Raw genomic sequence first — 26,027 nt, 5'->3', positions numbered from 1 at the left:
GGCACCCTCAATCACCTAGGCCCAGATTATATGTTCTATGAAACTTGCGCAACAATCATCACCGCTCGTTCTATTGGGAAATCTATTTGAAAAAAAATCCGTAAAAAAAACAACATCTGCAATCGGAGACCTTATTAAGATTCAAAATGTAACCACAACAAAAATCACAGCAGATCTAGAAGAGATCATCCATACAAGAGATGTTAAGCAAGGCGATGTTTTACTGATCAAATCAGGAGATCTTATTCCAGTTGATGGAGATATTATTGATGGAGATGGCTTTGTCAATGAATCCATGATTACAGGAGAAAGCCTACCCGTTTTCAAAGATAGATATGCAACCGTCATCGGCGGAACAACACTAACAGAAGGCAATATAAAAATCACGGCCACCAAAGTTGGACGTAAAACCGTCCTTTCCCAAATTATCGCACTGATCAAGGAAGCACAATCAAAAAAACCACCTATTCAAAAACTCGGTGATAAAGTTGCATCATACTTCGTACCCTTTGTGGTCGTCATCGCCATTTTCACCTTTTTTATCACTTACTTTATAGCCGAAATATCACTACAGCAATCATTAATGAATGCCATTGCAGTACTTGTCGTCTCCTGCCCGTGCGCGATGGGTCTAGCGACCCCAACTGCTGTCATGGTAGGTTTAGGAAGAGCCGCTAAAATGGGAATTTTAATTAAGGGAGGTGATACAATTGAAGAGATGTCGGATCTTAAATATATGGTATTCGATAAAACTGGCACTTTAACTACCGGAGATTTCAATATCAAAGCCATCCAAACGTTTGGAATAGAACAAAAACAAGTAGAATCTATCATTGCACAATTAGAAGGCTATTCAAATCATCCTATAGCAAAGTCCATCAGACAGCACATGAAAGAAGTAAAAGCCTACCGCATTGTCTTTCAAGATGTCAAAGAGATTAAAAGCGAAGGACTTTACGCTACAGATACAAATAGTAATGTGTATAAATTAATCAATGCACGTTTAGGAAAAGTAGATTATTCAAACCGCTACGACTTAATTCTATCCATTAATGATGTCGTAGTTGCAGGCTTAGTGATTGAAGATCAGATAAAACCTTATGCAAAAGAACTCATTCAACCATTAAAGGCAAAAATATAACCCCAGTAATATTAAGTGGTGACCGAAAAAGTAAATGTGACCTAGTGGCTCAAAAACTTGGAATAGCAGAAGTTTATTCCGATCGTAATCCTGAAGAGAAATTAAATATTATCAACAAACTTAAAAAAGCAGGTATTACAGCAATGGTCGGCGACGGTATAAATGATGCTCCTGCCCTGACAACAGCCCACGTCGGTATCTCTCTAGGTGACGCAAGTCACATTGCGATACAATCTGCTAAAATAATTCTTTTGAATTCCGATCTAAAATCGATTGAAAATCTATTACTTATCGGAAGGCACACACTGCAAACAATCAAAGAAAATCTTTTCTGGGCATTTGCCTATAATATCATCGCAATACCGCTCGCAGCAATGGGATTTTTAGGACCCATGCTCGCCGCCTTCTCAATGGCTTTCTCCGATGTTATTGTCATCGGCAATTCACTTCGTCTTCGTTTTAAAAAACTGCGGTAACAAGCAATTGACTGCATTTAAATCTTTTTTAAATCAATAAAAAAATAGACTTTTTTTTTCACTATCTTGAACCTCAAAACATTCGCTTTTGAGGTTATTTTTTTGTAACTTCGCATGCGTAGCAATCCGTGTAAACGGGATTGTTTAATAGTTTTATCGAAACCAAATTAATATGGCTGAAGAAACAGAAAATGATAATAATTTAGTACCTGCAAACGATCGAATTCTTTCGGTAAGTATCGAGGATCAAATGAAAACTGCCTACATTGATTATTCAATGACAGTTATTGTTTCTCGTGCATTACCAGATGCTAGAGATGGTATGAAGCCTGTACACCGTCGTGTTCTTTACGGTATGTTGGATTTAGGTGTTACAAGCAGTAAGCCTTACAAAAAATCTGCCCGTATTGTTGGTGACGTATTAGGAAAGTACCATCCACATGGTGATACTTCCGTATACGATGCAATGGTACGTCTAGCACAAGACTGGAACATGCGCTACCCTTTAGTGGATGGTCAAGGTAACTACGGTTCTGTCGATGGAGATCCTCCTGCGGCAATGCGTTATACGGAAGCAAGATTGAAAAAAATTGCGGAAGAAATTTTATCGGACATCAATAAAGATACAGTAGACTATCAATTGAACTTTGATGACTCTTTGGAAGAACCAACAGTATTACCAACACGTATTCCCAATCTATTGGTAAATGGTGCTTCAGGTATTGCAGTCGGTATGGCAACCAATATGGCGCCACACAACTTAACAGAAGTTATCAACGGTACAGTTGCATATATTGACAATCGTGATATCGATGTACCCGAATTGATGCAATATATCAAAGGCCCTGATTTTCCTACAGGAGGTTTGATATATGGTTACTCGGGTGTTCAGGATGCAGAGAACACTGGCCGTGGTCGTGTCGTGATGCGTGCTAAAACAGAAATTGAAGTATCAAAATCAGGTAAAGAGTCTATCATAGTTACAGAAATTCCTTATCAGATCAATAAAGCGAATATGATTGAACGTACCGCTGAATTGGTTAATGAAAAAAAATTAGAAGGAATTTCAGCAATTCGCGATGAGTCAGATCGTACGGGTTTACGTATTGTATACGATATTAAACGCGATGCTAACGCAAATGTCGTTCTAAACAACCTATTCAAGTACACAGCATTACAAACCTCATTTTCAGTAAACAATATTGCTCTTGTAAAAGGTAGACCAGTATTGATGAACCTGAAAGATATGATTCAGGTATTCGTGGATCACCGTCATGATGTTGTCACGCGTCGTACACGTTTCGAATTGGCTGAGGCTGAAAAAAGAGCACATATTTTAGAAGGATATTTAATCGCGCTTGATCATTTAGATGAAGTGATCAAGTTGATCCGTGCCTCTTCAACTCCTGAAGATGCCCGCGTAGGATTAATGGAAAGATTCGGTCTATCAGATCTTCAAGCACGCGCAATTTTGGATATGACGCTTCGTCGTCTAACCGGACTAGAGCACGATAAGATTAAAGAAGAATATGCTGAGCTAATGAAAACGATCGATTACTTAAAATCTGTATTAGCAGATGAAGGTCTTCGCATGCAGATCATTAAAGAAGAACTGATCGAAATCAAAGAGAAATATGGTGACGAGAGAAGATCTATAATCGTCCATTCAGCAGAAGACATGCGTATGGAAGATTTCATCGATGATGAAGAAATCGTGATCACAATTTCTCATAATAGCTATGTAAAACGTACTCCTCTAACTGAGTATAAACGTCAAGGACGCGGTGGACGTGGATCTATTGGCTCGACCACACGCGAAGAAGACTTTACAGAACATATTATTACTGCTTCGGCACATAATTATATGTTGCTATTTACAGAATCTGGTCGTTGTTTCTGGTTACGAGCATTTGAAGTTCCTGAAGGAAGTAGAACTTCTAAAGGTCGAGCGTTGCAGAATATCATCAATATTCCGAAAGACGAAAAAATTAAAGCATACATTTTAGTGAAGAACTTAAAAGACCAGGAATACCTGGAAAATAACTTCATCATTATGTGTACTAAAAAAGGTACAATTAAGAAAACGTCATTAGAAGCTTATTCACGTCCTCGTGCAAATGGTATCAATGCCATCAACATTAATGAGGGAGATCAGCTATTAGAAGCATGCTTAACAAGCGGAACAAGTGAAATTGTAATGGCATTACGTTCTGGACGTGCTATTCGTTTCAACGAGTCTACTGTTAGACCAATGGGTAGAACAGCAACTGGTGTTCGTGGTATTACTTTAGGTAGTGAAAGCGATGAGGTTATTGGTATGATTAGTGTAGATGATCCAGAGTCTACGGTGCTTGTTGTATCTGAAAAAGGATACGGTAAACGAACAGATATCGAAGATTACCGAGTTACAAACCGTGGTGGTAAAGGTGTAAAAACAATTAGCGTAACTGAGAAAACAGGTAAATTAGTTGCTGTAAAAGGTGTTAACGATACTGAAGATTTAATGATCATCAATAAATCAGGTATTGTCATTCGAATTTCAGTAGAAGGATTAAGAGTGATGGGACGTGCAACGCAAGGTGTCCGTTTAATTAATCTGAAAGGTGAAGATGAAATTGCATCAATTACTAAAGTAGATAGAGAGGAAGAAGTGGAAGACACGGAAGAAGAAATTCTTTCAGGTGAAGAAGTAGAAGATACGACAGAAAGCACTGAAACCGATCAGGACGATAAATCTGAATCTAACGAAGAATAAAAATAGAATGAGAGCATTATTGACATCATTAATACTGTCAGCTACAAGTTTAACTGTTGTTGCCCAATCCAATATCAAGGAGGGCAACAACAGTTTTGCGCTTTATACACAAACTGGAGATATTAAAAATTTGGAGAACGCACGCAAATTTAGTGATGCAGCTTTCAAAACCCGTAAAGATTCTTCTTCAGTTCGTAATAATGTTTTGAGAGGACTTGTTTACAGTTCTTTAGCAGTTGTAGATTCCACCCGGAAACAAAAGTATACCATAGACCCTATTGATGAAAGTTTAAATACCTTAAAACTCATTGATAAGAAAAAAGCATATCGCAATTTCCCTGTAGAAGTTGATTATATCAAGCAAAATTTAGCAACTGCATTAATCTATAAATCAAATGTTGAGTTAAAAAATAACAAGTTTGAAGAAGCGTACAAAGGATTTCTGAAAGTAGACTCCCTTGGTTTCAAAAATGCCGATTTAAAATTTAATTTAGCAACTTTAGCTGTAAGCAGTAAACGATATCCTGACGCGATTAAATATTACAAAGAGTTAATCAAACAGGATTCAAAAAAACCGCAATATTATCTAGAGCTCGCAGCTGTATATGAGAAAATCGGAACAAAACAAGATGAACTTAATACACTATCTGCAGGCCGATTAGAGTTTCCTCAGAACAAAGATATCCTCTTCAAGCTGATCGATATCTATGCTAAAAATGAATCTTATGACGCCATCTTAACGATAATTGATGAAGCGATCAAATTAGAGCCTGAAAATGTTGAATTAAATTACTTGGCGGGTTATGCATACGAAGACGCGAAAGATATTCGAAATGCAAAACAATATTATAATAAAGTTCTGCGTTTAGATGCTAATAACTACCCATCAAATTTAGCTTTAGGCCTTATTTATTTAAAGGATTTTCTTAAATCTAAATCTGACGAAGACAAACAATATGCGCAATCTTATCTTTTGAAAGCAAATGAAATTAAACCATATGATGTGAATGCACTTAAAGCACTGTCTACTTATTACAATGCAATAGAAGATTATGTGCAGTTAGATCGTGTGAATATATTATTAAATCAATTAACAGTTAATTAGAGATGAACATTAAATCATTATTATTATTGGCAGCTGTTGCATCAGCAAGTACATCTGTTTATGCACAAAAAAATAATGTTAATAAGGCAAAAACAAGTATAGCAAAATTCGAAGAGCTAAAAGGTGCAGGTACGCCACAATTGGCACTGCCAAATTTGAAAACTGCACAAGAAGCTATTGATTTAGCTGTTGTTCATGAGAAAACAAAAGATAATGCAGAGGCATGGACAATCTATTCATTGGTTTATGCAAACTTAGCTAATTTAGATAAGTCTGCTGATGAGGCTAAAAAGCTGAAGATGCAATTGTTAAAGCTAAAGAATTGGATAAAGATGGCGCAAATAAAGATAATATTCGTGTCTCTGAACAAGTATTAGGTCAATTCAACTTCAATCTTGGTGCTGAAGAATATCAAGGTCAAAAATACAAGGAAGCATATGACTCTTTTGAAAAAGCATTGACATATTTGCCAGGTGATACAACATTAATCTATTATGGTGGTATTTCAGCTCTTCAAAGTAACGATTATGCCAAAGCAATTGCGAAATATAAAGAGCTTATTCCTTCAAAAGAATTTTCTTCACATAAACAAATTGTTGTAGACTTACCAAAGTTATATTTATCTGCTAAAGATACCGCTTCTGCATTGGATTATGCAGCAAAAGCAGTAGAAATGTATCCTGATGACAATGCAGCTGCGGTTCAAATATTGAATTCAATTTGATTGCTGGTCGCGAAAAAGAAATTTTAGCGGGCATCACTGCGCAATTGGCAAAAGATCCAAATAACAAAAGCTTAAATTATTATTTAGGAATCGCTCATTCAGCAAATAAAAATGATGCTGCTGCAATTGAAGCATATAAAAAGGCTTTAGCAGTAGATCCTGATTATTTTGAAGCAAATACAAATATTGCAATCACAATGATGAATGGTGTACGTGAAAAATTAAATGTTTTAAACAACGATAGATCATTGAGCCAAGCAAAATACAACGAAGGAGTGGCTAAAATTAAGGAAGAAATTAAACCTGCTTTAGTTTATCTAACAAAAGCGGTACAATTACAACCTAAAAATGTCGATGCTTTGACTAACTTGAAAAACTACTATGTTTTCATGCAAGATGAAGCTAAAACAACTGAAATTACAGCTCAAATTAACGCTTTAAACTAAGTTTACTTAATCTTTAATAAGAAGGGGGTTGCATGTATTGCAATCCCCTTCTTGTTTTTCATAGAGATCCACAAAGAAAACATGTTTTGAATCGCCTCAGACCTTCTAAAAAGCTGGGGTTGGGCTATAATTAGTTTTTAAAAGCTTTAACTTAAATTAACATCATTAAAAAAAATATTTGTTATCTTTATAAAAATTATAATTTAAGCTCTGTATGTAAACCTAATTTTTACTATTATTTTTTAACAGAGTTAAACGATCTCAATGAAAACAACAATAAAATTTAATAATGTTAATACATTATTTTCTAAATCTTTAAAGGAAAGAATTAACGATTATTTCAAAACTAATAAAATCCAAAAAACAGGAGAAAAAAGAGTACTAACAAAAGCAATCATCCTGTTTGTAACCGCTATATCTTTCTACATCACATTAATTGTAATTCAACCCCACTGGTTAATCAGTGTTGTTGTATTAATTTTACTTGGAATAAATTTTGCTGCAATCGGATTCAATGTGATGCACGATGCCGGACATGATACATTCTCTAATAGTAAGAGACTAAACAGCGCCCTATCCTACAGTCTTAATCTGATGGGTGGGAATATCTATTTTTGGAAATTGAAGCACAACATTGCACATCATACTTATACCAACATTGAAGGTGAAGATCATGATATTGATATCAAATTATGCGTGTGCATAAAGACCAAGAATTAAAAAAGCATCACTCCTACCAGAAATATTATTTTATGGTTCTATATAGCATCTCCTACTTAGCTTGGATTTTCTATCAAGATTATGAGAAATATTTTCTTGAAGCTATGGGAAGCAAAAAGAAATCATTCGATTTCCCTTTACGTGAAAAAGTGATCTTTTGGGTAAGTAAAATTATTCACATCAGTATTTTCATTGTTATCCCAGTTTTAGTGGTAGGATGGTTACCAACATTAGTTGGATTACTAATTTCAGGTATCGCTTGTGGTATCTGTTTGGCAACCGTATTCCAGCTTGCGCACGTCGTAACTGAAACAGAATTTGTTGCCATAGAAGAGACTGCAGACCCAACAAAAATGGAAAATGAGTGGATGATTCACCAATTGAGCTCTACAGCTAATTTTGCTACAAAAAACAAATTTCTAACTTGGATTCTAGGCGGTTTAAATTATCAGGTTGAACATCATTTATTCCCTAAGATAAGTCACATCCACTATCCCGCGATTAATAAATTGGTCAGAGAAACCTGTTTGGAGTTCAATGTTAAATATCTTGAATACAAAACATTCAATTCAGCATTCAAATCACATGTGAGTGTGATTCAGTCTATGTCAAGATAGATATAACGTTAAAAAATATAGAAAGGCTAAGCAGTTGATGTTTAGCCTTTTTTTTGCTTCCTATAATAACATCAAGGAAATTACATTAATACATCCTTATTTTATACCACCGAAATCCCATTATGGCAATAGCATTACGCCACTACCCCACAAACTTCTCAATACCAATACAACAATTCCATCGCATTATCCCTATAATCTTACACATGCTTAAAGGTTTATCAATCATTACTAATTACACCAAAGAAATAAAGAATAGATTTCCAAAATTTCAGCTTGTAGGATAAGCACATTGATCAGGAGCCTTAAATAATGACAAAGTAAAGGACAAGCAAGCATTGGTGGTAATGAAGCCGAAAAATAAAAAAGCCGTTGCAATAAATTGCAACGGCTTTGAAGAAGTATAATTATGTTTTATTTTTGTACTCGCTTAGAACGTGAATTTCACAGAAGCATTCCATGTACGTCCCCATCCCATTAACACATAGTTAGAGGTATCAATACCTTTCCAGTACTCAGCATTAGCTTTAGACTCAACATTTGAAGTCGCTTCAGAGATATACAATTTGTCTAATACGTTGTTCATATTAACACGGAAACTGATCGCATTTTTATCACTCAAAACAACCTTGTAAGATACACCTGCATCTAACAAATCGTAGTTTGGTAACTTCATCGTAGGCCTATTAGCAGGTAATGAGCTATACAGATCTTCATAACGTCTATAATCAGCATCCACAGAAAGACCTTTTAAGACTTTGTATTTAGCACCTAAACCCCAACTCGTCTGAGAAGATTCACCAACTTTAACACCTGTTAAATCTCTCGTTGTAGTTTCTAATACTTCACGATTTTCATTACGAACAATCGTTATAGCATCACCATCATATTCCCATTTACCTAAGGAAGCAAAACCTTTTAATTCAAAGCCACGGAATGGACGAGCTAATAACTCTAACTCCATACCTTGGTGATCTTGTTTTACACCATAGTTCGTGTTATAGATTAAACTTCCGACCTGTACTTTGTCAATACCATATTTGTCAACTTCTTTTTGAGCAGCTGTAAAAGAACTTCCTGTTGTACGGTCAGCCCATGTCGTGCGGTATGCATTTACGCTAACATCAAAATACTCAGAGGCAAATTTGTAACCAGCCTCTAAACCTAGAATTTTCTCATTAACAGCATATGGATTAACATCGTTCATGTAATTCATGAAGATATTGTTTTGGTATGGCTGGCGAGAATAATAACCCGCATTACCAAAGATGGTATGGTTACCTAATGTATAACTTGCACCGCCTTTTACATTGTAGCCTAAATTGTTCACATCTTTAGATTTACCTTCACCTAACTTATAAAGGAAATAATCTTGTCTACTGTTTTGCTGACCAGAAAGGGAACCTTGAAAGAAAGCTGTAAAACCATCTTTCGCAAACTCTAATTGTCCAAATAAACCAGCATATCTGATCATTTGTTCATAATCCCACGCTAAACGGTCTTTGGCATCTTTAGGTTTATCTCCCCATGTTTTCCAAGGGTTTGTCGAGTATTCATTCGAAGTAACGGTTAAGCCAGGTAAATTTACATTGTCTTTATGGGAGATGCTTGGAGCTCCTAATAAATCCGTAACCTGTCTGTAGTGTTCACCCTTATAGTCGCGTAAATCAAAACCAACATTAAAGTTCAAGTTATCACTCAATTTACGGTTATAGTTAGAAACCACACCATACCATTGGTGGTTATTAACGTCAGCAGCTAAATAGGGAACTTTTTCTTTAGAAGCATCAGTACGTTTAGACTGACCGCCACCACGAGCCATAGAAGCATAAACTACAGTAGATAATGATGATTTATCATCAATAGTCCAATCCCAGTTTAAGTTAGCAACCGGTTTATGATAGTAGTTTTTACGAGGATTAGTTTCTACCCCGTTGATAGTAGTCATATTATCATTATACTTTCTTCCGTTATCCAGGAAGTTTTTCAATGCAGAAGTATAACCCTGGTTATGCCATTGTGGAGCACCTGTAACCATTAAATTTAAGTTATGCTTCTCGTTTACTTTATAACCAACAGATAAGAAATAGTTTTGACCGGCACCTTCAGTACCTTTCATGTAACCATTTCCTTGCCATCCAGTTACCATTGCAGATACTGCAAATCCACTTTTCATCAAACCGGTGTTATAAGCAATCGTAGATTTTACAAACATATCGTTACCGATAGTTGTTTTAACAAAACCACCTTGTTGAATATCTGTAGATTTAGTCACAAAGTTAATCGTACCCCCTACTGAAGAGATCGCTAATTTTGAAGAACCTAAACCACGTTGAATTTGTACTAAAGAAGCAATATCTGACAAACCACTCCAGTTAGACCAAAAAACACGACCATTGTCCATACCATTGATCGGTTGGCCATTTAATAAGAAAGCTGTGTTAGATTGATCAAAGCCACGTGTTGTCATGGAAGATTCACCAAAACCTTTTGATTGACCAGATACGTATACACCAGGTGTATTGACCATGGAAGCAGTGATATCCATTGCACCCACTTTTTCTTCTATGATTTGTTTCGAGATTGTAGAAACAGCGATCGGAGTTTTACGATCTTCCGCGATATCAATTAAACCACGACCTACAACAACAACTTCTCCTAAATTTGTTTCAGATGATTCTGCAAAAACAGGATCTAATTGTAGTGCTTCACCGGCTTTCAAGAAGACATTATCGTAAACAACTGGTTTTTGACCGATGTAGGTAACTTCAATTTTGTAAGGTCCGCCCTCTTGAAGATTTGCGATGTTAAAACGTCCATTCGAATCTGCCGATCCGCTGAAGGTGGCTCCGCTTGACTGATGCGTAATTTTAATAGTTGCACCTGTCGTTGTTTGTCCAGTAGATTGTTTTACAATCCCTGTAACACTGCTTGTTGTTGTTTGTGCATGGATAGTTCCATAACTCGCTACAGCAAGAGCAAAAAAAGTAGAGACTTTTTCATGTAAGATGTGTTTGATATAGTTTTGATGCTGCAAAAGTAAAACTCCCATATCTATTTAACTAATTTTAACATGAAATGAATATGTTAAAACATCCTTTTTAACACCTAAAATTTTGATAAAATAACACCAAACAAACAAATATATTTTAAAGTCATAAAAACACAACAATATATTTTGAATATTTAATTACAAAAACAAGCATAATTTACCACATTGGCAATTCTAGTTAGAATAAAACTTTGTCCTTTTTGAATAAATGCAAGGCAGGCTTTCTTAAACTATATTATACAGCAGTAGCATGGGAATGCCAAACATGAAGATCAAGGTAATTTTAAATAAAAGAGGTTATGCCCCCTTTAATTAAAATCGATCTAAAGTAAATATATACAAACTTTATTAAAATAGCAATAGAGAAAACAAAAAAAAGGCTTAAAATTAAATTTAAGCCTTTTCTTATTTTTGATACAATATCCTATTTTTTAGGAATTTCTTTTAAAATTTGTTTCACAAATTCCCAATATTTCTGAACAGAAGAAATAGATACCCGCTCTGCCGGAGAGTGTGCACCCAAAATAGTTGGTCCAAAGGAAATCATATCCATGTCAGGATAATTCGTTCCCAAAATTCCACATTCCAGTCCAGCATGGCACGCAACCACCTTCGGCTCCTCTTCATGCTGTTCAATATAAATACGTTTCAAAACCTCTAAAATTTCAGAATCAGCATTTGGTGTCCATCCAGGGTAAGATCCTGAAAATACAACATCAAATCCAGCTATTGAAAAACCAGCTTCCAAAGATTGGGCTAAATCTATTTTAGAACTTTCAACAGATGATCGTGTCAAGCATTTAATACTCATTTTTCCATCGCCAACACTCACTTTGGCAATATTATTAGAAGTTTCCACAAGATCTTCAAAGTCTGCGCTCACACGGTAAACACCATTATGTGCCGCATAGATTGCATTGATCAACAACTCCTGATCTTGAGCAGAAAGAACAGCAGCAGGAACAGTAGTCAATTTTTCAATTGATATTGTCAATCCACCATCTACTGTTTTAAACTCAGTTTTAATAGCTTCAATAAGAGGAGCTAAATCTGACGCAAAATTATCCTCATGTTCAGAAGAAACAATTACCGTTGCAGTAGACTCACGCGGAATTGCATTCCGAAGACTTCCACCATTTAGAGTTGCCAGCTGTAAACCAAACTCATCATAAGATTTATACAAAAGGCGGTTCATGATTTTATTCGCATTCCCCAAACCTTTATGAATCTCAATTCCTGAATGACCGCCATTAAGGCCCTTGACAACAATTTCAAAAGCAACAGCTCCAGAGGGACTAGCCTCCTCTTGATAAGACTGAGTAGCTGTTACATCAATTCCACCTGCACACCCGATATCAAGTTCATCATCCTCCTCCGTATCCAGGTTTAATAAAATATCTCCAGTCAATACACCACCTTGCAACCCCATTGCTCCAGTCATACCCGTTTCTTCATCAATCGTAAACAAGGCTTCGATTGCAGGATGCTCCAGTTCTTTGGAAGCTAAAATGGTCATAATTGTAGCAACGCCAATTCCATTATCTGCACCTAAAGTCGTGCCTTTTGCCTTTACCCAATCACCATCCACAAACATATCGATACCCTGCGTATCAAAATCAAAAATAGTATCGTTATTTTTTTGATGAACCATATCCAAGTGGGATTGCAGTACGACCGTTTTACGGTCCTCCATACCAGTAGTTGCCGCTTTTTTAATCAGGACATTCCCAACATGATCTTTAGTAACCTCAAGACCCAAGCTTTTACCAAAATCTATCATAAATGCGATAACACGTTCTTCTTTCTTCGAAGCACGAGGAACTGCATTCAATGCAGAAAAATTTGCCCATAGCTCTTGAGGAGCTAAGGCATCTAAATTATTATTTGCCATAATTTTTTCTATTTCAACAACAAAGTTAGTTTTTTTGAAGTAATTTCGGCCCATGGACAATAAGAATCTAACGAATCAGTATTATCGTGAATCTGGAAAAGAGCTTTTCGAGAAAAGACTCCATGCAAAAATGCAGTTAAAGAAATTTAATGATGCCGAACCAAAATCTTTCAAAGAAAGACAGATCATCATTAAAAATCTACTTAACACGAAATCCAACCGTTTTTTTATTGAACCCCCTTTTTATTGCGACTATGGTTTCAACATTTCTATAGACGACAATTTTTTCGCCAATTATAACTGCACTCTGCTAGATGCTGCTCCGATTACAATTGGTAAAAATGTCTTATTCGGCCCGAATGTTTCATTATTTACGTCCACTCATGCGATCCATCCTGAAGACCGCGCAAAAGGATGGCAATGTTCTAAACCGATCAGCATAGCAGACAATGTCTGGTTAGGAGGCAATGTTATTGTTAATCCTGGCATAGAGATCGGTGAAAACAGTATTATTGGTTCCGGCTCCGTGGTCACCAAAAACATACCGGCCAATGTCATCGCCGCAGGAAACCCATGTCAGATCATTCGGCCAATTACGGAAGCAGACAGACTGGATCTGACAAAAGCAGGCTCAGAATAATCAAACTTAAGTCAAGATTGATTGCGTAACAGTAATATTTTTTCCGATTAAGTTTAAAACTATTTAAGTTTATTACTTGTTTAAGAAATTAAGCCTGAAGTATAGATATGATTACAACAACGAAGCGCGCTTCTCTTTCCTTTTTTATCTTGCCCCTCCTATTATTGGTTATCACTATTGCACGACCTCTTTATGCACAAGAATATATACAGGAATATCGAGATACCGTAAATAAATTTAAACCTTTAAATGAAAAATATAACACCGATACGGTCACCAGCAAAACTCAGGTCACTCCTAATTCAAATAACTCTGTAAAGCAAAGTTATGTAAATAAGAGCTATCAGATTCCAAACTACCAGGATACCATCAATCACAACCCTCGGAAACACTTTGCTAGAGCGGCGACCGAATGGTTCATGTTTCAGGCATTACCAGCTTCTTTCAACTACTTCATCAGAAAAGATCCCTACTCGCACATCACATTAAACAACTGGTTCAAACATCTTAAACCAAGTGCATGGGCATGGGACGACAATGCATTTGCTACAAATCAAATTGCCCACCCTTATCACGGTCAACTGTATTTTAATGCATTCAGATCCAACAACTATAGCTTTCTTCAATCCTCCCTTGCCACTTTAGCAGGAAGCTTTATCTGGGAAACTGCAGGAGAGACACAGGCCCCTTCAATCAATGATTTAGTAAACACAACCTATGGCGGCATTATATTGGGGGAAATCACACACCGTATTTCACAAAATGTACTGTCCAGACCCACCAGTTCCTTAGCCGAGCGGCAAGGAAAAGAAGTATTAGCTTTTTTCATTAATCCAGTCAACGGGCTAAATCGTTTATTGGATGGCCGTTGGGGAAGAGTCGTAAAAGGAGCTGTTATTGATTCTTCTAAAGTCAAAGCCGAGGTCGATTTTGGTTTCCGCCGTTTTGACACAAAAGACCTAGACATTATCACAAAAGGAAAAACAGATTATTTTGTGCGGTTAAGCTTGATCTATACCAATGACAACATTGAAAACAAAAAACCGTTTGATGATTTCTATGTCAATCTGGAGGTTGGCGGAGACGACAGCTCATTTGTCAACACCGTAAACGTATATGCGTCACTCTACGGAAAACGCATTATCAAAAATCTTCCGGGTAGACATCTCGGCGTCCTCTCTGCAAATTATGACTTCTATCATAATGAAGCCTTCTTCTACGGAGCACAAAGTATGAATTACAACGTCATATCAAACTTTAGTTTAGGAGGCAAGAATCGCTTAACAACAACTATAGGTGGTGGTCCTGTCATACTGGCAGCAGTTCCTGATCCCTACCTCCTCTTTGGAGAAAGCCGTAATTACAATTACGGACCAGGTGTCGATGTCCGCGGTTCAGGAGAAATCAGTGTGCTGAACAGATTTAAATTCGGAGCACAATACCATGGTGGTTATTTTGTTACCTTAAGTGGCAATGAATCCCATTATTTTTTACATACAGCATCGATTAGTGGCAGTCTACGTCTATTGAAAAACTTCTCTTTAAACATGAATTCTGGTTATTTTAGATTAGAAGGTAATTTCAAAGACTATCCTGATATCAACAAAAGCTACCCATTTGCACGTTTCTCATTGGGATACAATGTTTTATTTTAACAAAAAAACACATGAAGATCTTATACCTCATTTCTGTCCCCTTTGTCCTCATGAGCTGTACAGCATCATCCAATCAAAATAAATCTCAGGATAAGCCCGAACAGTTGCATGTGGTTGATGGTTATAATCAGAAATTGATAGATCCCCAGGGTAAAACCATTAACGACAGATTCAAACCCCCGGTTGGCTACGAAAGAGAAAACTACAAAAAAAATGAATTTGGTTATTTCTTACAGCAACTCCCTCTCAAACCTATTGAGTCACTTGTGACTTATTATAATGGAAGAACAAAAGATAGAAGAGACATCTACGCAAGTGTAATCGATCTGCCCATAGGAAAAAGAGACTTACATCAATGTGCAGATGCTGTCATGCGGTTGCGAGCTGACTATTTATACCAAAATAAGAAATACAAAGATATTCATTTCAATTTTCTGTCCGATGGTAAACCTCGTTATTATGAACAATTTGCCTCTGGAGATTACACCTATCCAAAATACTGGAAATACCTAGAGAATATTTTTGCCTATGCCAATACAAGCTCCCTTCACGATGAACTGACAACGGTCAAATCCATGGATGATGTCCAAATAGGTGATACCTTCGTCCAAAAAGGAAATCCGATTGGACATGCTATTATTATTGTCGATATAGCCGTAAACCCTAAAAATGGTCAGAAACTGGTTTTAATTGCTCAAAGTTATATGCCTGCACAGGAATTGCAGATTATCAATAATCCCGTTAACAAATCTTTAAGCCCTTGGTACGTCTTGTCTGGCGATGTAATCAGAACACCTGAATGGAAATTCTACCCCCAAAACTTAAAAACTTGGAATTAGCACATCGTTACGTTCGCGGCAAATAGCGGTTTAGATGCGATACGACTTCACTCAACCGAATCACTTTATATACCAGTTTGATGTCTGCTCTGATTAAATAAACCGATTTCCATGCGAACATATTCAAGTTCTTTCTTGAAAAAGTGCTCTCCCTTAATATGCATTCCTAGTTTTTCATAGAAAGGAACAGCTGCTATACGTGCATCACAAAAAAGCGAAACACCATTCCATAACCGACAAAAGTCAACAACAGATTTGAATAGTGCAGTACCTATACCATTTCCCTGAAACTGAGGAAGAACCGCAACTTTTCGAAACTGATAGTGCCCCTCTTCTATCTTAAACACAGAGATTACCCCTATCAGCTCCCCTGCTATGGTCGCCGCAAAGTGCGTCCCGTCAAAATCCGCATCAATCATCACATCCTTTAACGAGCCTTCCGGATACAGTACCTGCTGACGTAATTTCCAGGTCCTCGTTGCAATAACCTGTTCAATATATAAGCTATCTATTTCCATACTATCCTTACTGAAGAATTTAATTCCAAAACTTCGTACATGCACATCCCCTTAAAAATTCAGATACAAGGTAGGAAATTTAAAAACCCCTTAAAAATATTGATCGCATCGTAAGCTACAAAATCCGAGTAACCTCCTTTATTTCTGATATCATAAATAAAATAATTTGCTATAAATTATCGCAATTGACACAAATAACTAATAATATTAGTACATTTACTAAAATTAACAGCGTTATGTCAGATCGTATAGTTCAAAAACTTAATATTTTAGCCGATGCCGCCAAATACGACGTAAGTTGCAGTTCGAGCGGAAGTAATCGAGCTAATAAAAATAAAGGAATCGGAAATGCCAATCAAGGCGGCATCTGTCATTCTTATACCGAAGATGGACGTTGTGTTTCTTTGTTGAAGATCTTGTTAACCAATCATTGCATTTATGATTGTGCTTACTGCGTATCACGAAAGAGCAATGATATCGAACGAGCGGCATTCACCGTACAGGAAGTCGTCGATCTGACGATCAACTTTTATCGGAGGAACTACATAGAAGGACTATTTTTAAGCTCAGGTATATTTAAAAATGCCGATTATACGATGGAAAGATTAGTGTCCATCGCTAAAAAATTACGTTTGGAACATAAATTCAATGGCTATATCCACCTAAAAACCATTCCTGGAGCAAGCGATGAGCTCGTCCATGAAGCTGGATTGTATGCCGACCGTTTGAGTATCAATCTCGAGATACCTACAAAAGAAGGACTCAAACTTTAGCGCCCGATAAAAGCCGGGAAGATATGATCATTCCTATGCGCTATCTAAAAAATGAAATTATCAGAACAAATGAGGAACGAAAGATCATCAAATCTACACCGACATTCGCTCCAGCAGGACAAAGTACACAAATGATTATTGGTGCTTCCGGCGAATCAGATAAACATATCATCCAGACCGCACAGCATTTTTATAAAAATTATCATTTAAAACGTGTCTACTATTCAGGCTATGTACCCATCTCCTACGACAAGCGCTTGCCCGAAATTGGCACTGCAGTTCCTATGGTACGCGAAAACAGACTGTATCAGTCCGATTGGCTCATGCGGTTCTACGGCTTCAGGGCAGACGAAATTGTCAATGACAACCATCCCTTGCTAGATCTCGATATCGATCCAAAACTCAGCTGGGCATTACGCAATCAACATGCCTTCCCTGTCGATATTAATAAAGCAGATTATCATTTTATTTTGCGGGTACCAGGTATTGGTGTACAGTCTGCTAAAAAGATCATTCTGGCTCGACGCTTCGGTCCATTGCGCCTCGAAAACCTGCAAAAGCTAGGAGTAGCCACCAATCGGGCAAAGTATTTTATTACTTGTCTCGGTTTTCAACAACTCTATGCGGACAAGCCTGGATCCCATATCAAACAATATATTCTGGCACAATCCAGCAGTAAGTACATTAAAAACGACAGTCAACAATTAACCCTTTTCTAAGATGTTAAAAACACTGAACTACGATGGTACCTGGTCAGGACTAATGACATGTGTCTTTTGCTCCTTTGAGTACAAATGGCAGATCGGCGCTATACAGCAACATGCTTCATCTAGCCAAACGGGCCTCTTTACTGCTCCAGAATTGATCAGCACAGATAATGAAAAAGCCAGACGCGTACTCCTCGGTCTTGAAAAGAAAATAAGTCTTCAGGGGATCCAAGAACTTTATTATGTTCATCTTTCAGAAATCAAAGATCGAGAACTTCTGATACTGCGAAGTATTATTTACTATTTTAGATCAGAAACCAAAGCCAATCAAAACTATGGCCATGACGATATCTTACAGATAAAAAAAATTGTTCGCTCTGTTTCCAGAGAAAGACACCGGGTAAAAGCATTTGTCAGATTTCAAAAAATGAAAGATGGTTTATATTTTGCTAATCTAGAACCTGATTTTAATGTCCTACCACTAATTGTGAAGTTTTTCAAAGAACGCTATGCAGACCAAAAATGGCTTATCTATGATCTGAAGCGAAAATATGGTATATACTATGATTTAATGGAAGTAACAGAAGTTAAATTCAGCGATACTTTAGCTAAAAATCAAATCGAAATTCACTTAGACGAAGAAGAATCACGCTACAGTGATCTCTGGAAAAACTACTTTGAATCAGTCAATATCAAGGAACGGAAAAACACAAAACTACATGTTCAGAGTCTACCAAAACGTTATTGGAAATATTTAAATGAAAAAAATTTGTTATAAAAATCTTATTTTTAAAAAACCAAAGGCAGAAATTAGCTGTTTATTAAATTAAAAAGAGATGACTATAAAAAACATTGAAAACGAAAAAAAGGGTCAAATAATCGCAGAAATCGATGGTAAAGAAGCTGGTTTGATGGAATATACCTGGGCTGGAGAAGACAAATTCATTATTGATCATACCGAAGTACACCCGGAATTTAACGGCAATGGTGTCGGCAAAAAGATGGTACTCGAAGCTGTTGATTATGCCCGCAAAAAAATGCGAAGATCATGCCCCTTTGCCCTTTTGCAAAATCTGTATTTGATAAAACTGAAGCATTTCAAGATGTATTGTTTTAAAACCTGCTTTCAGGTTTCAAAACAGTTCTGGTTATAAAGTTAGAAATATCGAACTGAAAGTAATCAAATGCGAAAAGTGCCTACACCTTGATAACCGAATCTGGCAGTGTAAGAGCAAGAGCCAGAATAAAAATTCAGCGATCATAAACGATAAAGGAACAATAGTATAAAACATAAAAATGCGCTTTTGAAAAAATCAAAAGCGCATTTTTTATATGATTATAGAGTTTTTAGATTAAACTACAATATTGATAATCTTCCCTTTAACAAAAATAAGCTTTTTCAATGCTTTACCGTCCATATAGCGCTGTACATCTTCATTGGCCAGAACAACTTCTTCAACAGCTTTTGCGTCTAGATCCAATGCCAACAATAAGTTCATTTTCATCTTACCGTTTATCGATACCGGATATGCAAATTCCGATTCCACTAAATAATCAGCAATAAATGTCGGATAAGTCGCATACGAGATCGATCCAGCTTCTTTACCCAATAACGACCACAGCTCTTCCGAAATATGCGGTGCATAAGGCTGAAGTACAACAACCAGCTGTTCTAAAATAGCACGTTTATTACATTTAAGATCAGTAAGCTCATTCACACAGATCATAAAAGCTGAAACCGACGTATTGAATGAAAAACGTTCAATATCATCCTCCGCCTTTTTTATAATCTTATGCAAAGCTTTATATTCCGCTTTTGTAGGTTCCACATCCGATACATTAAAGTTACCTTCAGCATCATGGAACAAACGCCATACTTCTTTAAGAATTTGTAAACACCTTCAATACCATTCGTATTCCAAGGTTTTGCCTGTTCCAACGGACCCAAAAACATTTCATACAAACGTAGTGTATCTGCACCATAAGCTTCGATAATATCATCAGGATTGACAACATTGAACTTTGATTTAGACATTTTCTCCACTTCCGTTCCGCAGACATATTTACCGTCTTCCAAAATAAATTCAGCAGCGGCATAATCTGGTCTCGACGCTTTAAATTTCTCCAGATTCAGCACATCGTTAACCACAATATTAACATCTACGTGTAATGGAATCGTGTTGTACTGATCTTTCAAACCATAAGAAACATACGTATCTGTTGCTTTTCCTTCATCGCCTAATAAGCGGTATACAAAATTAGAACGTCCCTGGATCATCCCTTGATTGATCAGTTTTTTGAAAGGCTCTTCCTCATTGTGGAAACCTAAATCTTTCAAAAATTTATTCCAGAAGCGTGAGTATAGCAAGTGACCTGTAGCATGCTCAGAACCACCGATATATAAATCAACAGCTTTCCAATAATCTACCGCTTCTTTCGAAGCAAAAGCTTCTGTGTTCTGAGGATCCATATAACGGAACCAGTACCAAGAAGATCCGGCCCATCCTGGCATTGTACTCAATTCATACTCGTACTGATCTTCGTATTTCCAGTTTTCCGCACGTCCCAAAGGTGGTTCACCCGTTTCAGTAGGTAAGTATTTGTCCACCTCAGGCAATAACAAAGGAAGCTCTTCTTCCTTTATTAAGTAAGGCAATCCATTTTTGAAATAAACGGGAACCGGTTCACCCCAATAACGCTGACGACCAAAGATCGCATCACGCATCCGGTAGTTAATTTTAGCTTTTCCTAATTGTAATTCTTCCAACTTTGCAATTACAGCTGCCACACCTTCCTGGTAGTTCAAGCCGTTCATAAAATCAGAGTTGATATATTTACCATCCTTATTTCCATCCGCTTCCTCTTCGATCTGCTGCGAGTCAGAAATCTTGACAATCGGTAGATCAAAATGCTTTGCGAACAGATAATCACGTTGATCGCCCGAAGGAACAGCCATTACAGCACCTGTACCGTAACTAGCCAATACATAATCAGCAATCCAGATCGCAACATCCTCTCCCGTAATCGGGTGTTTGGCATATGAACCTGTAAACGCACCCGACACCGTTTTTGTATCAGACATTCGGTCCAGTTCCGATTTTTTACTTGTTTTATCAATATATGCAGTAACTGCAGCCTGCTGATCAGCAGTCGTTAATTTTGAAACCAATTCATGCTCCGGAGCCAATACTACAAATGAAACACCAAATATTGTATCGACACGGGTGGTGAACACTTCAATATTCGTCTCCAACTGTGGAACTGGAAATTTCACTAATGCACCCACCGATTTACCGATCCAATTACGTTGCATCTCCACCAAAGGCTCTGGCCAGTCCACAAGCTCCAGACCACGCAACATACGGTCAGCATAGGCAGTGATACGCATCGACCATTGCATCATTTTCTTCTGCTCCACCGGATGACCGCCACGCTCAGAAAAACCATTGATCACCTCGTCATTCGCCAGCACTGTCCCTAATGCTGCGCACCAGTTCACGGTACTTTCACGTAAGTACGCAATACGGTATTTCAACAACTCACGCTGTTGTTTTTCTTCGTCAAAGGCAAGCCATTCCGCTCCTGTAAATGTTAATACATCATCATCAGAAACAGCATTAATTCTCTCTGAACCAGTTTTTTCAAAACGACTAATTAAAGTATCGATTAACTCTGCTTTATCCGAATCATTGTTATACCAAGAATTGAACAGTTGCATGAAAATCCATTGCGACCACTTATAGTAAGAAGGCTCGGAAGTACGTACCTCTCTGCTCCAATCAAAAGAAAAACCAATGTTATCCAATTGTTCACGGTAACGGTTTATATTTGCCTCAGTCGTAATCGCTGGATGTTGTCCCGTCTGAATGGCATACTGCTCAGCAGGTAAACCGAACGAATCATATCCCATAGGATGCAAAACATTAAAACCTTTTAAACGTTTATATCTTGAAAAAATATCCGAAGCGATATAACCAAGTGGATGACCGACGTGCAGTCCAGCTCCAGAAGGATAAGGAAACATGTCTAAAACATAATATTTCGGTTTTTCATGTGTATCCGCAGATTTGAATGTTTCATGATCGGCCCAAAATTTTTGCCACTTTTTTTCTAACGATTTGTGATTGTACTCCATTTTTGTATTGAGGAATTTTGTAAGACTTGCGAAATTACGATTTTAATAGCGAATTGTAAGAAAAGTTTTGTAGTTTAAACAATAAATGATAGTATTGAAAAGTTAATTACAAAGGATATAGCGAATTTTCATACTTCCGCAAGAAAGTTATTACAAGAATAATTCGAATAAATCCCCTCAAATCATTACTTTCGCAAATAAATTTTTATTGCTTATTATGTCAGAATACGAATCAAGCACGCAAAAAAGAAAGACAAAATCAGTTTACGTCTCTACTGTTATCAGTATAGCTCTAGTCCTTTTAGTGACTGGATTGCTAGGTTTATTACTTGTTCACGCAAAGAATCTATCGAAATACGTAAAAGAAAACATCGTACTCAATGTCATCGTTAACGATGGCACCAATGAAGGAGATGTACTTTCACTGCAAAAGGATCTAGAAAAAGATAAGTATGTCCTACGTACAGAATATATTAGCAAAGAACTAGCTGCAAAATCATTGAAAGAAGATTTAGGCGAAGACTTTGTACAGTACTTAGGCCACAACCCACTGCTTCCTTCTATTGACGTATACATGAAAGAAGATTACGCCAATTCGGATAGTATCAAAACCTTTATAGACAAAATATCACGCAACACCCGAATCAAAGAAGTGGTTTACCAAGAATCGCTTATCGATATGGTCAATAAAAATGTACGCATTATCAGTATTGTAGTATTGGCGTTTGCCGCGATCTTATTAGTGATAGCAGTAGCCCTCATCAACAATACCATCCGTCTGGCGATCTATTCACAGCGGTTCCTGATCAAAAGCATGCAATTAATAGGAGCAACCAAAAACTTCATCCGTAAACCATTCATCACCTACGGTATTATTCATGGACTATTGGGCTCGCTTATCGCCATCCTATTATTAATATTCACACTGAAGTTTGCACAGCAGCAGATTCCAGAACTGGTATTTTTAAGAAACTGGTACGAATTTGCCGCGATCTTTATCGTGGTCATCGCAATCGGAATTCTAATTTCTGGCTTAAGTACATACTTTGCCGTAACCAAATATTTAAAAGCAAAATCTAACGATTTATACAGTTAAAAATGGCTCAAATCAAAAAATCTGAAACGACAAACAAAGGTGCTTTTGTTTTCGGAAAATTGAATTATCAATTATTTATTGTTAGTATCATTATCGTTATCATCGGTTTCCTGCTTATGAGCGGTAATACAGATATCTATAGTTTTACTAAAATCACGTTAGCTCCCATCGTCATAGTACTTGGTTTTGCATTGGGTTTTGTAGCCATTCTTTACAAACCAAAATCTAAATAAAAGTAGAATTACACTATGTCCTTATTTGAAGCCATCCTTCTAGCGATTGTAGAAGGATTAACTGAGTATCTTCCGATTTCATCTACAGCCCATATGGGCTTTACTGCAGCCTTAATGGGTATGCAGGAAAGTGAATACCTCAAAATGTTCCAGGTGTCTATCCAATTTGGCGCCATCCTATCCATCGTAGTTCTCTACTGGAAGAAATTTTTCGACATCAAAAATATCCAGCTGTATTATAAACTAGCTATTGCTGTTATTCCGGCATTGGTTTTAGGAAAACTACTGGACGATAAGATCGAAGCCGTATTAGGCAATCAAATCGCTATTTCAACCGTCTTGGTATTAGGTGGTGTTGTCCTGCTATTTGTTGACAAATGGTTCAAGAATCCAACCATCTTGGATGAAAAAGAGATTCCGATTAAGAAAGCATTAATTATAGGTTTTTGGCAATGTCTAGCATGATGCCAGGTACTTCCCGTTCAGCAGCATCTATTATCGGTGGTTTGACGCAAGGATTAGACCGTAGAGCAGCAGCAGAATTTTCATTCTTCTTAGCAGTTCCGACTATGCTTGCTGTAACAGTTTACTCCGTATTTGTAAAAACATGGGGCGAAGGAACAGCACATGCGCAGAAAGGTTATGAGATGATATTTGCCAGCAATGAAAATATCATCGTCTTTATTGTCGGCAATGTTGTCGCATTTATAGTCGCTATGATCGCAGTTAAATCATTTATTACCGTCTTAACCAAATACGGATTTAAACTCTGGGGCTGGTACCGCATTATTATTGGTATTGCTTTATTAGTATTCTTTTGGAATAACTAATACTTTGACGCTACGCTTACTTTTACCCGCTATGGTGAAAAATAATATGAGTACCTTTGCAAAAAAATACAAAATCAGCTTGACTTTGTTTTACTAAAATCTTCTTTTAACGAGATTCAGCAAATAAAACAAAATCAATGATCTAGTGCAATTGAACTAATGAATGGAAAATAACGAGAAAGATCAAATAGAAAAGGTATTTTCATTTGCCGAAGGACAAATGTTACTGATAGATAAGCCACTGACCTGGACTAGCTTTGATGTGGTGGGGAAAATTCGTAACTCCATTAAACCATTAAAGATAAAAGTAGGCCATGCAGGTACATTAGACCCGCTAGCTACCGGTTTACTAATTGTATGTACAGGTAAATTCACAAAAAAAATAGACAGCTATCAAGCTGAAGATAAAGAATACACAGGAACCATTACCTTAGGTGGTACTACCCCTTCTTACGACCTGGAAACAGAAGTTGATGAAACCTTTCCGATCGATCATATTTCGGAACAGATGATCCACGATACAGCGAAAACCTTCGAAGGAGATATCGACCAATATCCACCAGCACATTCAGCAATCAAGATAAACGGAGAACGTATTTATGAAAAGGCACGCCGTGGCGAAACAGTCGAGTTAAAAACACGTAAAGTCTCCATTAACAGCTTTATCATCGAAAAAATAGAAATGCCGGTCGTTCATTTCAGAGTATCATGCAGCAAAGGAACATATATTCGTTCCCTGGCGTACGATTTCGGAAAAGCGCTTAGCAGTGGTGCACATTTAAGTTCACTAAGAAGAACGAAAAGTGGCGATTACCAAGTTGAAAATGCTTGGAACCTAGAAGAATTAATTCAAAAAATAAAGGCTCACAAAGAAATTAGTATCACAGAACCTCAATTGTAACGATTGATTTCTATTGATTAATTTCTAGAAAAATATTTCATTAAATGAAAATTTATAGAAGTTTAGATGATTTTAAAGCATTGGAAAATGCAGTTGTTACCATCGGTACATTTGATGGTGTCCATATCGGTCATCAAAAAATATTAACTCATCTAAAAGAATGCGCTAAAAAAATTAACGGTGAGACGGTATTATTAACCTTCTACCCTCACCCTAGATTAATTATCAATCCGGATGATGACAGTTTACGTCTTATCAATGATATAGAAGAAAAAGTGAGCCGACTATCTGAATTGGATATCGACCATTTAATCATCACACCGTTTTCACGCGATTTCTCAAACCAGACACCTGAAGAATACATCAGCAATGTACTGGTCGGAAAACTCGGCACAAAGAAAATAGTGATCGGATACGATCATCATTCGGGAAAGATAGAAGTGGAAGCTTAAAAGATCTGCAACAGTACGCTGATATTTTTGACTACTCGGTGGAACAAATCCCCGAACAGGACATCAACGACGTTGCAGTATCGTCAACACGTATACGCCTTGCACTGATTACCGGCGATATCAAGACCGCAAACCTTTACTTGGGCTATCCTTTTGAATTAACAGGAACAGTGATCCGCGGGGACCAAATCGGCCGTACAATCGGTTTTCCGACTGCCCAACCTGCGAGGTGCACGAACAACACAAATTAATTCCTGCATACGGTATCTATGCTGTTGAAGTTCATATTTTCGATCATTACAAAATATTACCACAGGCGAA

At 37.1% G+C, this 26,027-nt stretch carries 20 protein-coding genes and 4 pseudogenes; 20 read left to right on the top strand and 4 right to left on the bottom strand.

The annotated features are described in order from the left end of the window. Positions 1–37 precede the first annotated feature (37 nt). The 8 genes and pseudogenes from L950_RS32830 to L950_RS35295 all read left to right on the top strand — a co-directional run bounded on the left by L950_RS32830 (position 38) and on the right by L950_RS35295 (position 7,984). A pseudogene (locus L950_RS32830) lies at positions 38–1,617 on the top strand (heavy metal translocating P-type ATPase). Positions 1,618–1,789: 172 nt separating this feature from the next. After that, positions 1,790–4,372 carry a DNA gyrase subunit A gene (gyrA, locus tag L950_RS10780; RefSeq protein WP_021191657.1) on the top strand — a complete coding sequence of 861 codons (2,583 nt, stop codon included), beginning with the start codon at positions 1,790–1,792 and terminating at the stop codon, positions 4,370–4,372. Between the two features lie 7 nt (positions 4,373–4,379). Continuing rightward, positions 4,380–5,477, top strand: a complete 1,098-nt coding sequence (locus L950_RS10775; RefSeq protein WP_021191656.1) for a tetratricopeptide repeat protein — start codon at positions 4,380–4,382, stop codon at positions 5,475–5,477. 2 nt (positions 5,478–5,479) lie between these two features. Further along, positions 5,480–5,854 (top strand): hypothetical protein, encoded by a 375-nt coding sequence (locus tag L950_RS27810; RefSeq protein ID WP_021191655.1) that lies wholly within the window; start codon positions 5,480–5,482, stop codon positions 5,852–5,854. Continuing rightward, on the top strand, positions 5,800–6,201 hold the full coding sequence (locus tag L950_RS27805) for a hypothetical protein (protein ID WP_021191654.1): 402 nt from the start codon (positions 5,800–5,802) through the stop codon (positions 6,199–6,201). The genes L950_RS27810 and L950_RS27805 overlap by 55 nt, the downstream gene beginning before the upstream one ends. Further along, complete coding sequence (locus L950_RS27800) at positions 6,198–6,647, top strand: tetratricopeptide repeat protein (RefSeq protein WP_021191653.1); 450 nt, start codon at positions 6,198–6,200, stop codon at positions 6,645–6,647. Before L950_RS27805 ends, L950_RS27800 begins: the two co-directional genes overlap by 4 nt. 264 nt (positions 6,648–6,911) lie before the next feature. Next, positions 6,912–7,367, top strand: coding sequence for a fatty acid desaturase family protein (locus L950_RS35300; RefSeq protein WP_021191652.1), 456 nt, complete (start codon positions 6,912–6,914; stop codon positions 7,365–7,367). Next, the gene (locus L950_RS35295) at positions 7,340–7,984 is read left to right on the top strand and encodes a fatty acid desaturase family protein (RefSeq protein ID WP_021191651.1); all 645 of its coding nucleotides are present in this window, start codon (positions 7,340–7,342) and stop codon (positions 7,982–7,984) included. The genes L950_RS35300 and L950_RS35295 overlap by 28 nt, the downstream gene beginning before the upstream one ends. A 430-nt stretch (positions 7,985–8,414) precedes the next feature. Here the strand turns inward: L950_RS35295 and L950_RS10760 are convergent, their stop codons facing one another. Both L950_RS10760 and L950_RS10755 read right to left on the bottom strand, forming a co-directional pair. Then, positions 8,415–11,036, bottom strand: a complete 2,622-nt coding sequence (locus L950_RS10760) for a TonB-dependent receptor (protein WP_021191650.1) — start codon at positions 11,034–11,036, stop codon at positions 8,415–8,417. A gap of 424 nt (positions 11,037–11,460) precedes the next feature. Beyond that, positions 11,461–12,927, bottom strand: coding sequence for an aminoacyl-histidine dipeptidase (locus L950_RS10755; protein ID WP_031289267.1), 1,467 nt, complete (start codon positions 12,925–12,927; stop codon positions 11,461–11,463). A gap of 52 nt (positions 12,928–12,979) precedes the next feature. Between L950_RS10755 and L950_RS10750 the strand changes: the two genes are divergently transcribed. The 3 genes from L950_RS10750 (at position 12,980) to L950_RS10740 (ending at position 16,061) form a co-directional block, all read left to right on the top strand. Further along, positions 12,980–13,567 carry a sugar O-acetyltransferase gene (locus L950_RS10750; RefSeq protein ID WP_021191648.1) on the top strand — a complete coding sequence of 196 codons (588 nt, stop codon included), beginning with the start codon at positions 12,980–12,982 and terminating at the stop codon, positions 13,565–13,567. Positions 13,568–13,674: 107 nt separating this feature from the next. Next, on the top strand, positions 13,675–15,222 hold the full coding sequence (locus L950_RS10745; protein WP_021191647.1) for a DUF3943 domain-containing protein: 1,548 nt from the start codon (positions 13,675–13,677) through the stop codon (positions 15,220–15,222). 11 nt (positions 15,223–15,233) lie between these two features. Then, complete coding sequence (locus L950_RS10740; RefSeq protein WP_031289265.1) at positions 15,234–16,061, top strand: DUF4846 domain-containing protein; 828 nt, start codon at positions 15,234–15,236, stop codon at positions 16,059–16,061. Between the two features lie 65 nt (positions 16,062–16,126). On the opposite strand, the gene L950_RS10735 is transcribed toward L950_RS10740, so the two are convergent. Beyond that, positions 16,127–16,579 (bottom strand): GNAT family N-acetyltransferase, encoded by a 453-nt coding sequence (locus tag L950_RS10735; protein ID WP_021191645.1) that lies wholly within the window; start codon positions 16,577–16,579, stop codon positions 16,127–16,129. Between the two features lie 236 nt (positions 16,580–16,815). Between L950_RS10735 and L950_RS10730 the strand changes: the two are divergent. The 3 genes and pseudogenes from L950_RS10730 (at position 16,816) to L950_RS10720 (ending at position 19,213) form a co-directional block, all read left to right on the top strand. Further along, positions 16,816–18,071: pseudogene (locus L950_RS10730) on the top strand (putative DNA modification/repair radical SAM protein). A 1-nt stretch (position 18,072) separates the two neighbouring features. Then, positions 18,073–18,837, top strand: coding sequence for a TIGR03915 family putative DNA repair protein (locus L950_RS10725; protein ID WP_021191642.1), 765 nt, complete (start codon positions 18,073–18,075; stop codon positions 18,835–18,837). Between the two features lie 58 nt (positions 18,838–18,895). Then, on the top strand, positions 18,896–19,213 hold the full coding sequence (locus L950_RS10720; protein WP_231577096.1) for a GNAT family N-acetyltransferase: 318 nt from the start codon (positions 18,896–18,898) through the stop codon (positions 19,211–19,213). Between the two features lie 198 nt (positions 19,214–19,411). Here L950_RS10720 and leuS read toward each other — a convergent pair. Beyond that, positions 19,412–22,194 (bottom strand): annotated as a pseudogene (gene leuS, locus L950_RS10715) (leucine--tRNA ligase). A 217-nt stretch (positions 22,195–22,411) separates the two neighbouring features. Between leuS and L950_RS10710 the strand changes: the two are divergent. The 6 genes and pseudogenes from L950_RS10710 (at position 22,412) to L950_RS37270 (ending at position 25,957) form a co-directional block, all read left to right on the top strand. After that, on the top strand, positions 22,412–23,290 hold the full coding sequence (locus L950_RS10710) for a cell division protein FtsX (RefSeq protein ID WP_021191641.1): 879 nt from the start codon (positions 22,412–22,414) through the stop codon (positions 23,288–23,290). A 2-nt stretch (positions 23,291–23,292) separates the two neighbouring features. Then, on the top strand, positions 23,293–23,523 hold the full coding sequence (locus L950_RS10705) for a DUF3098 domain-containing protein (protein WP_021191640.1): 231 nt from the start codon (positions 23,293–23,295) through the stop codon (positions 23,521–23,523). Positions 23,524–23,538: 15 nt separating this feature from the next. Beyond that, positions 23,539–24,353, top strand: a pseudogene (locus L950_RS37275) (undecaprenyl-diphosphate phosphatase). A gap of 163 nt (positions 24,354–24,516) precedes the next feature. Beyond that, entirely contained in the window at positions 24,517–25,254 is a 738-nt protein-coding gene (gene truB / locus L950_RS10695) for a tRNA pseudouridine(55) synthase TruB (RefSeq protein WP_021191639.1), read from the top strand. Between the two features lie 44 nt (positions 25,255–25,298). After that, a complete protein-coding gene (locus L950_RS36420) occupies positions 25,299–25,706 on the top strand; it encodes a hypothetical protein (RefSeq protein WP_021191638.1) in 408 nt (135 codons plus the stop codon). Positions 25,707–25,744: 38 nt separating this feature from the next. Next, entirely contained in the window at positions 25,745–25,957 is a 213-nt protein-coding gene (locus L950_RS37270; protein WP_021191637.1) for a riboflavin kinase, read from the top strand. The last annotated feature ends 70 nt before the right edge of the window (positions 25,958–26,027 follow it).

Source organism: Sphingobacterium sp. IITKGP-BTPF85 (assembly GCF_001006065.1).
Taxonomy (GTDB): domain Bacteria; phylum Bacteroidota; class Bacteroidia; order Sphingobacteriales; family Sphingobacteriaceae; genus Sphingobacterium; species Sphingobacterium anhuiense.
Note: the sequence above shows the minus strand (reverse complement) of the source record. Positions and strands in the feature narration are given on the sequence as shown.

Bases quoted from the DNA above. Each gene is read 5' to 3' on its own strand.
- gyrA (WP_021191657.1), top strand. From the start codon at position 1,790: ATGGCTGAAGAAACAGAAAATGATAATAATTTAGTACCTGCAAACGAT.
- L950_RS10775 (WP_021191656.1), top strand. From the start codon at position 4,380: ATGAGAGCATTATTGACATCATTAATACTGTCAGCTACAAGTTTAACT.
- L950_RS27810 (WP_021191655.1), top strand. From the start codon at position 5,480: ATGAACATTAAATCATTATTATTATTGGCAGCTGTTGCATCAGCAAGT.
- L950_RS35300 (WP_021191652.1), top strand. From the start codon at position 6,912: ATGAAAACAACAATAAAATTTAATAATGTTAATACATTATTTTCTAAA.
- L950_RS35295 (WP_021191651.1), top strand. From the start codon at position 7,340: ATGCGTGTGCATAAAGACCAAGAATTAAAAAAGCATCACTCCTACCAG.
- L950_RS10760 (WP_021191650.1), bottom strand. From the start codon at position 11,036: ATGGGAGTTTTACTTTTGCAGCATCAAAACTATATCAAACACATCTTA.
- L950_RS10755 (WP_031289267.1), bottom strand. From the start codon at position 12,927: ATGGCAAATAATAATTTAGATGCCTTAGCTCCTCAAGAGCTATGGGCA.
- L950_RS10750 (WP_021191648.1), top strand. From the start codon at position 12,980: ATGGACAATAAGAATCTAACGAATCAGTATTATCGTGAATCTGGAAAA.
- L950_RS10745 (WP_021191647.1), top strand. From the start codon at position 13,675: ATGATTACAACAACGAAGCGCGCTTCTCTTTCCTTTTTTATCTTGCCC.
- L950_RS10740 (WP_031289265.1), top strand. From the start codon at position 15,234: ATGAAGATCTTATACCTCATTTCTGTCCCCTTTGTCCTCATGAGCTGT.
- L950_RS10735 (WP_021191645.1), bottom strand. From the start codon at position 16,579: ATGGAAATAGATAGCTTATATATTGAACAGGTTATTGCAACGAGGACC.
- L950_RS10725 (WP_021191642.1), top strand. From the start codon at position 18,073: ATGTTAAAAACACTGAACTACGATGGTACCTGGTCAGGACTAATGACA.
- L950_RS10720 (WP_231577096.1), top strand. From the start codon at position 18,896: ATGACTATAAAAAACATTGAAAACGAAAAAAAGGGTCAAATAATCGCA.
- L950_RS10710 (WP_021191641.1), top strand. From the start codon at position 22,412: ATGTCAGAATACGAATCAAGCACGCAAAAAAGAAAGACAAAATCAGTT.
- L950_RS10705 (WP_021191640.1), top strand. From the start codon at position 23,293: ATGGCTCAAATCAAAAAATCTGAAACGACAAACAAAGGTGCTTTTGTT.
- truB (WP_021191639.1), top strand. From the start codon at position 24,517: ATGGAAAATAACGAGAAAGATCAAATAGAAAAGGTATTTTCATTTGCC.
- L950_RS36420 (WP_021191638.1), top strand. From the start codon at position 25,299: ATGAAAATTTATAGAAGTTTAGATGATTTTAAAGCATTGGAAAATGCA.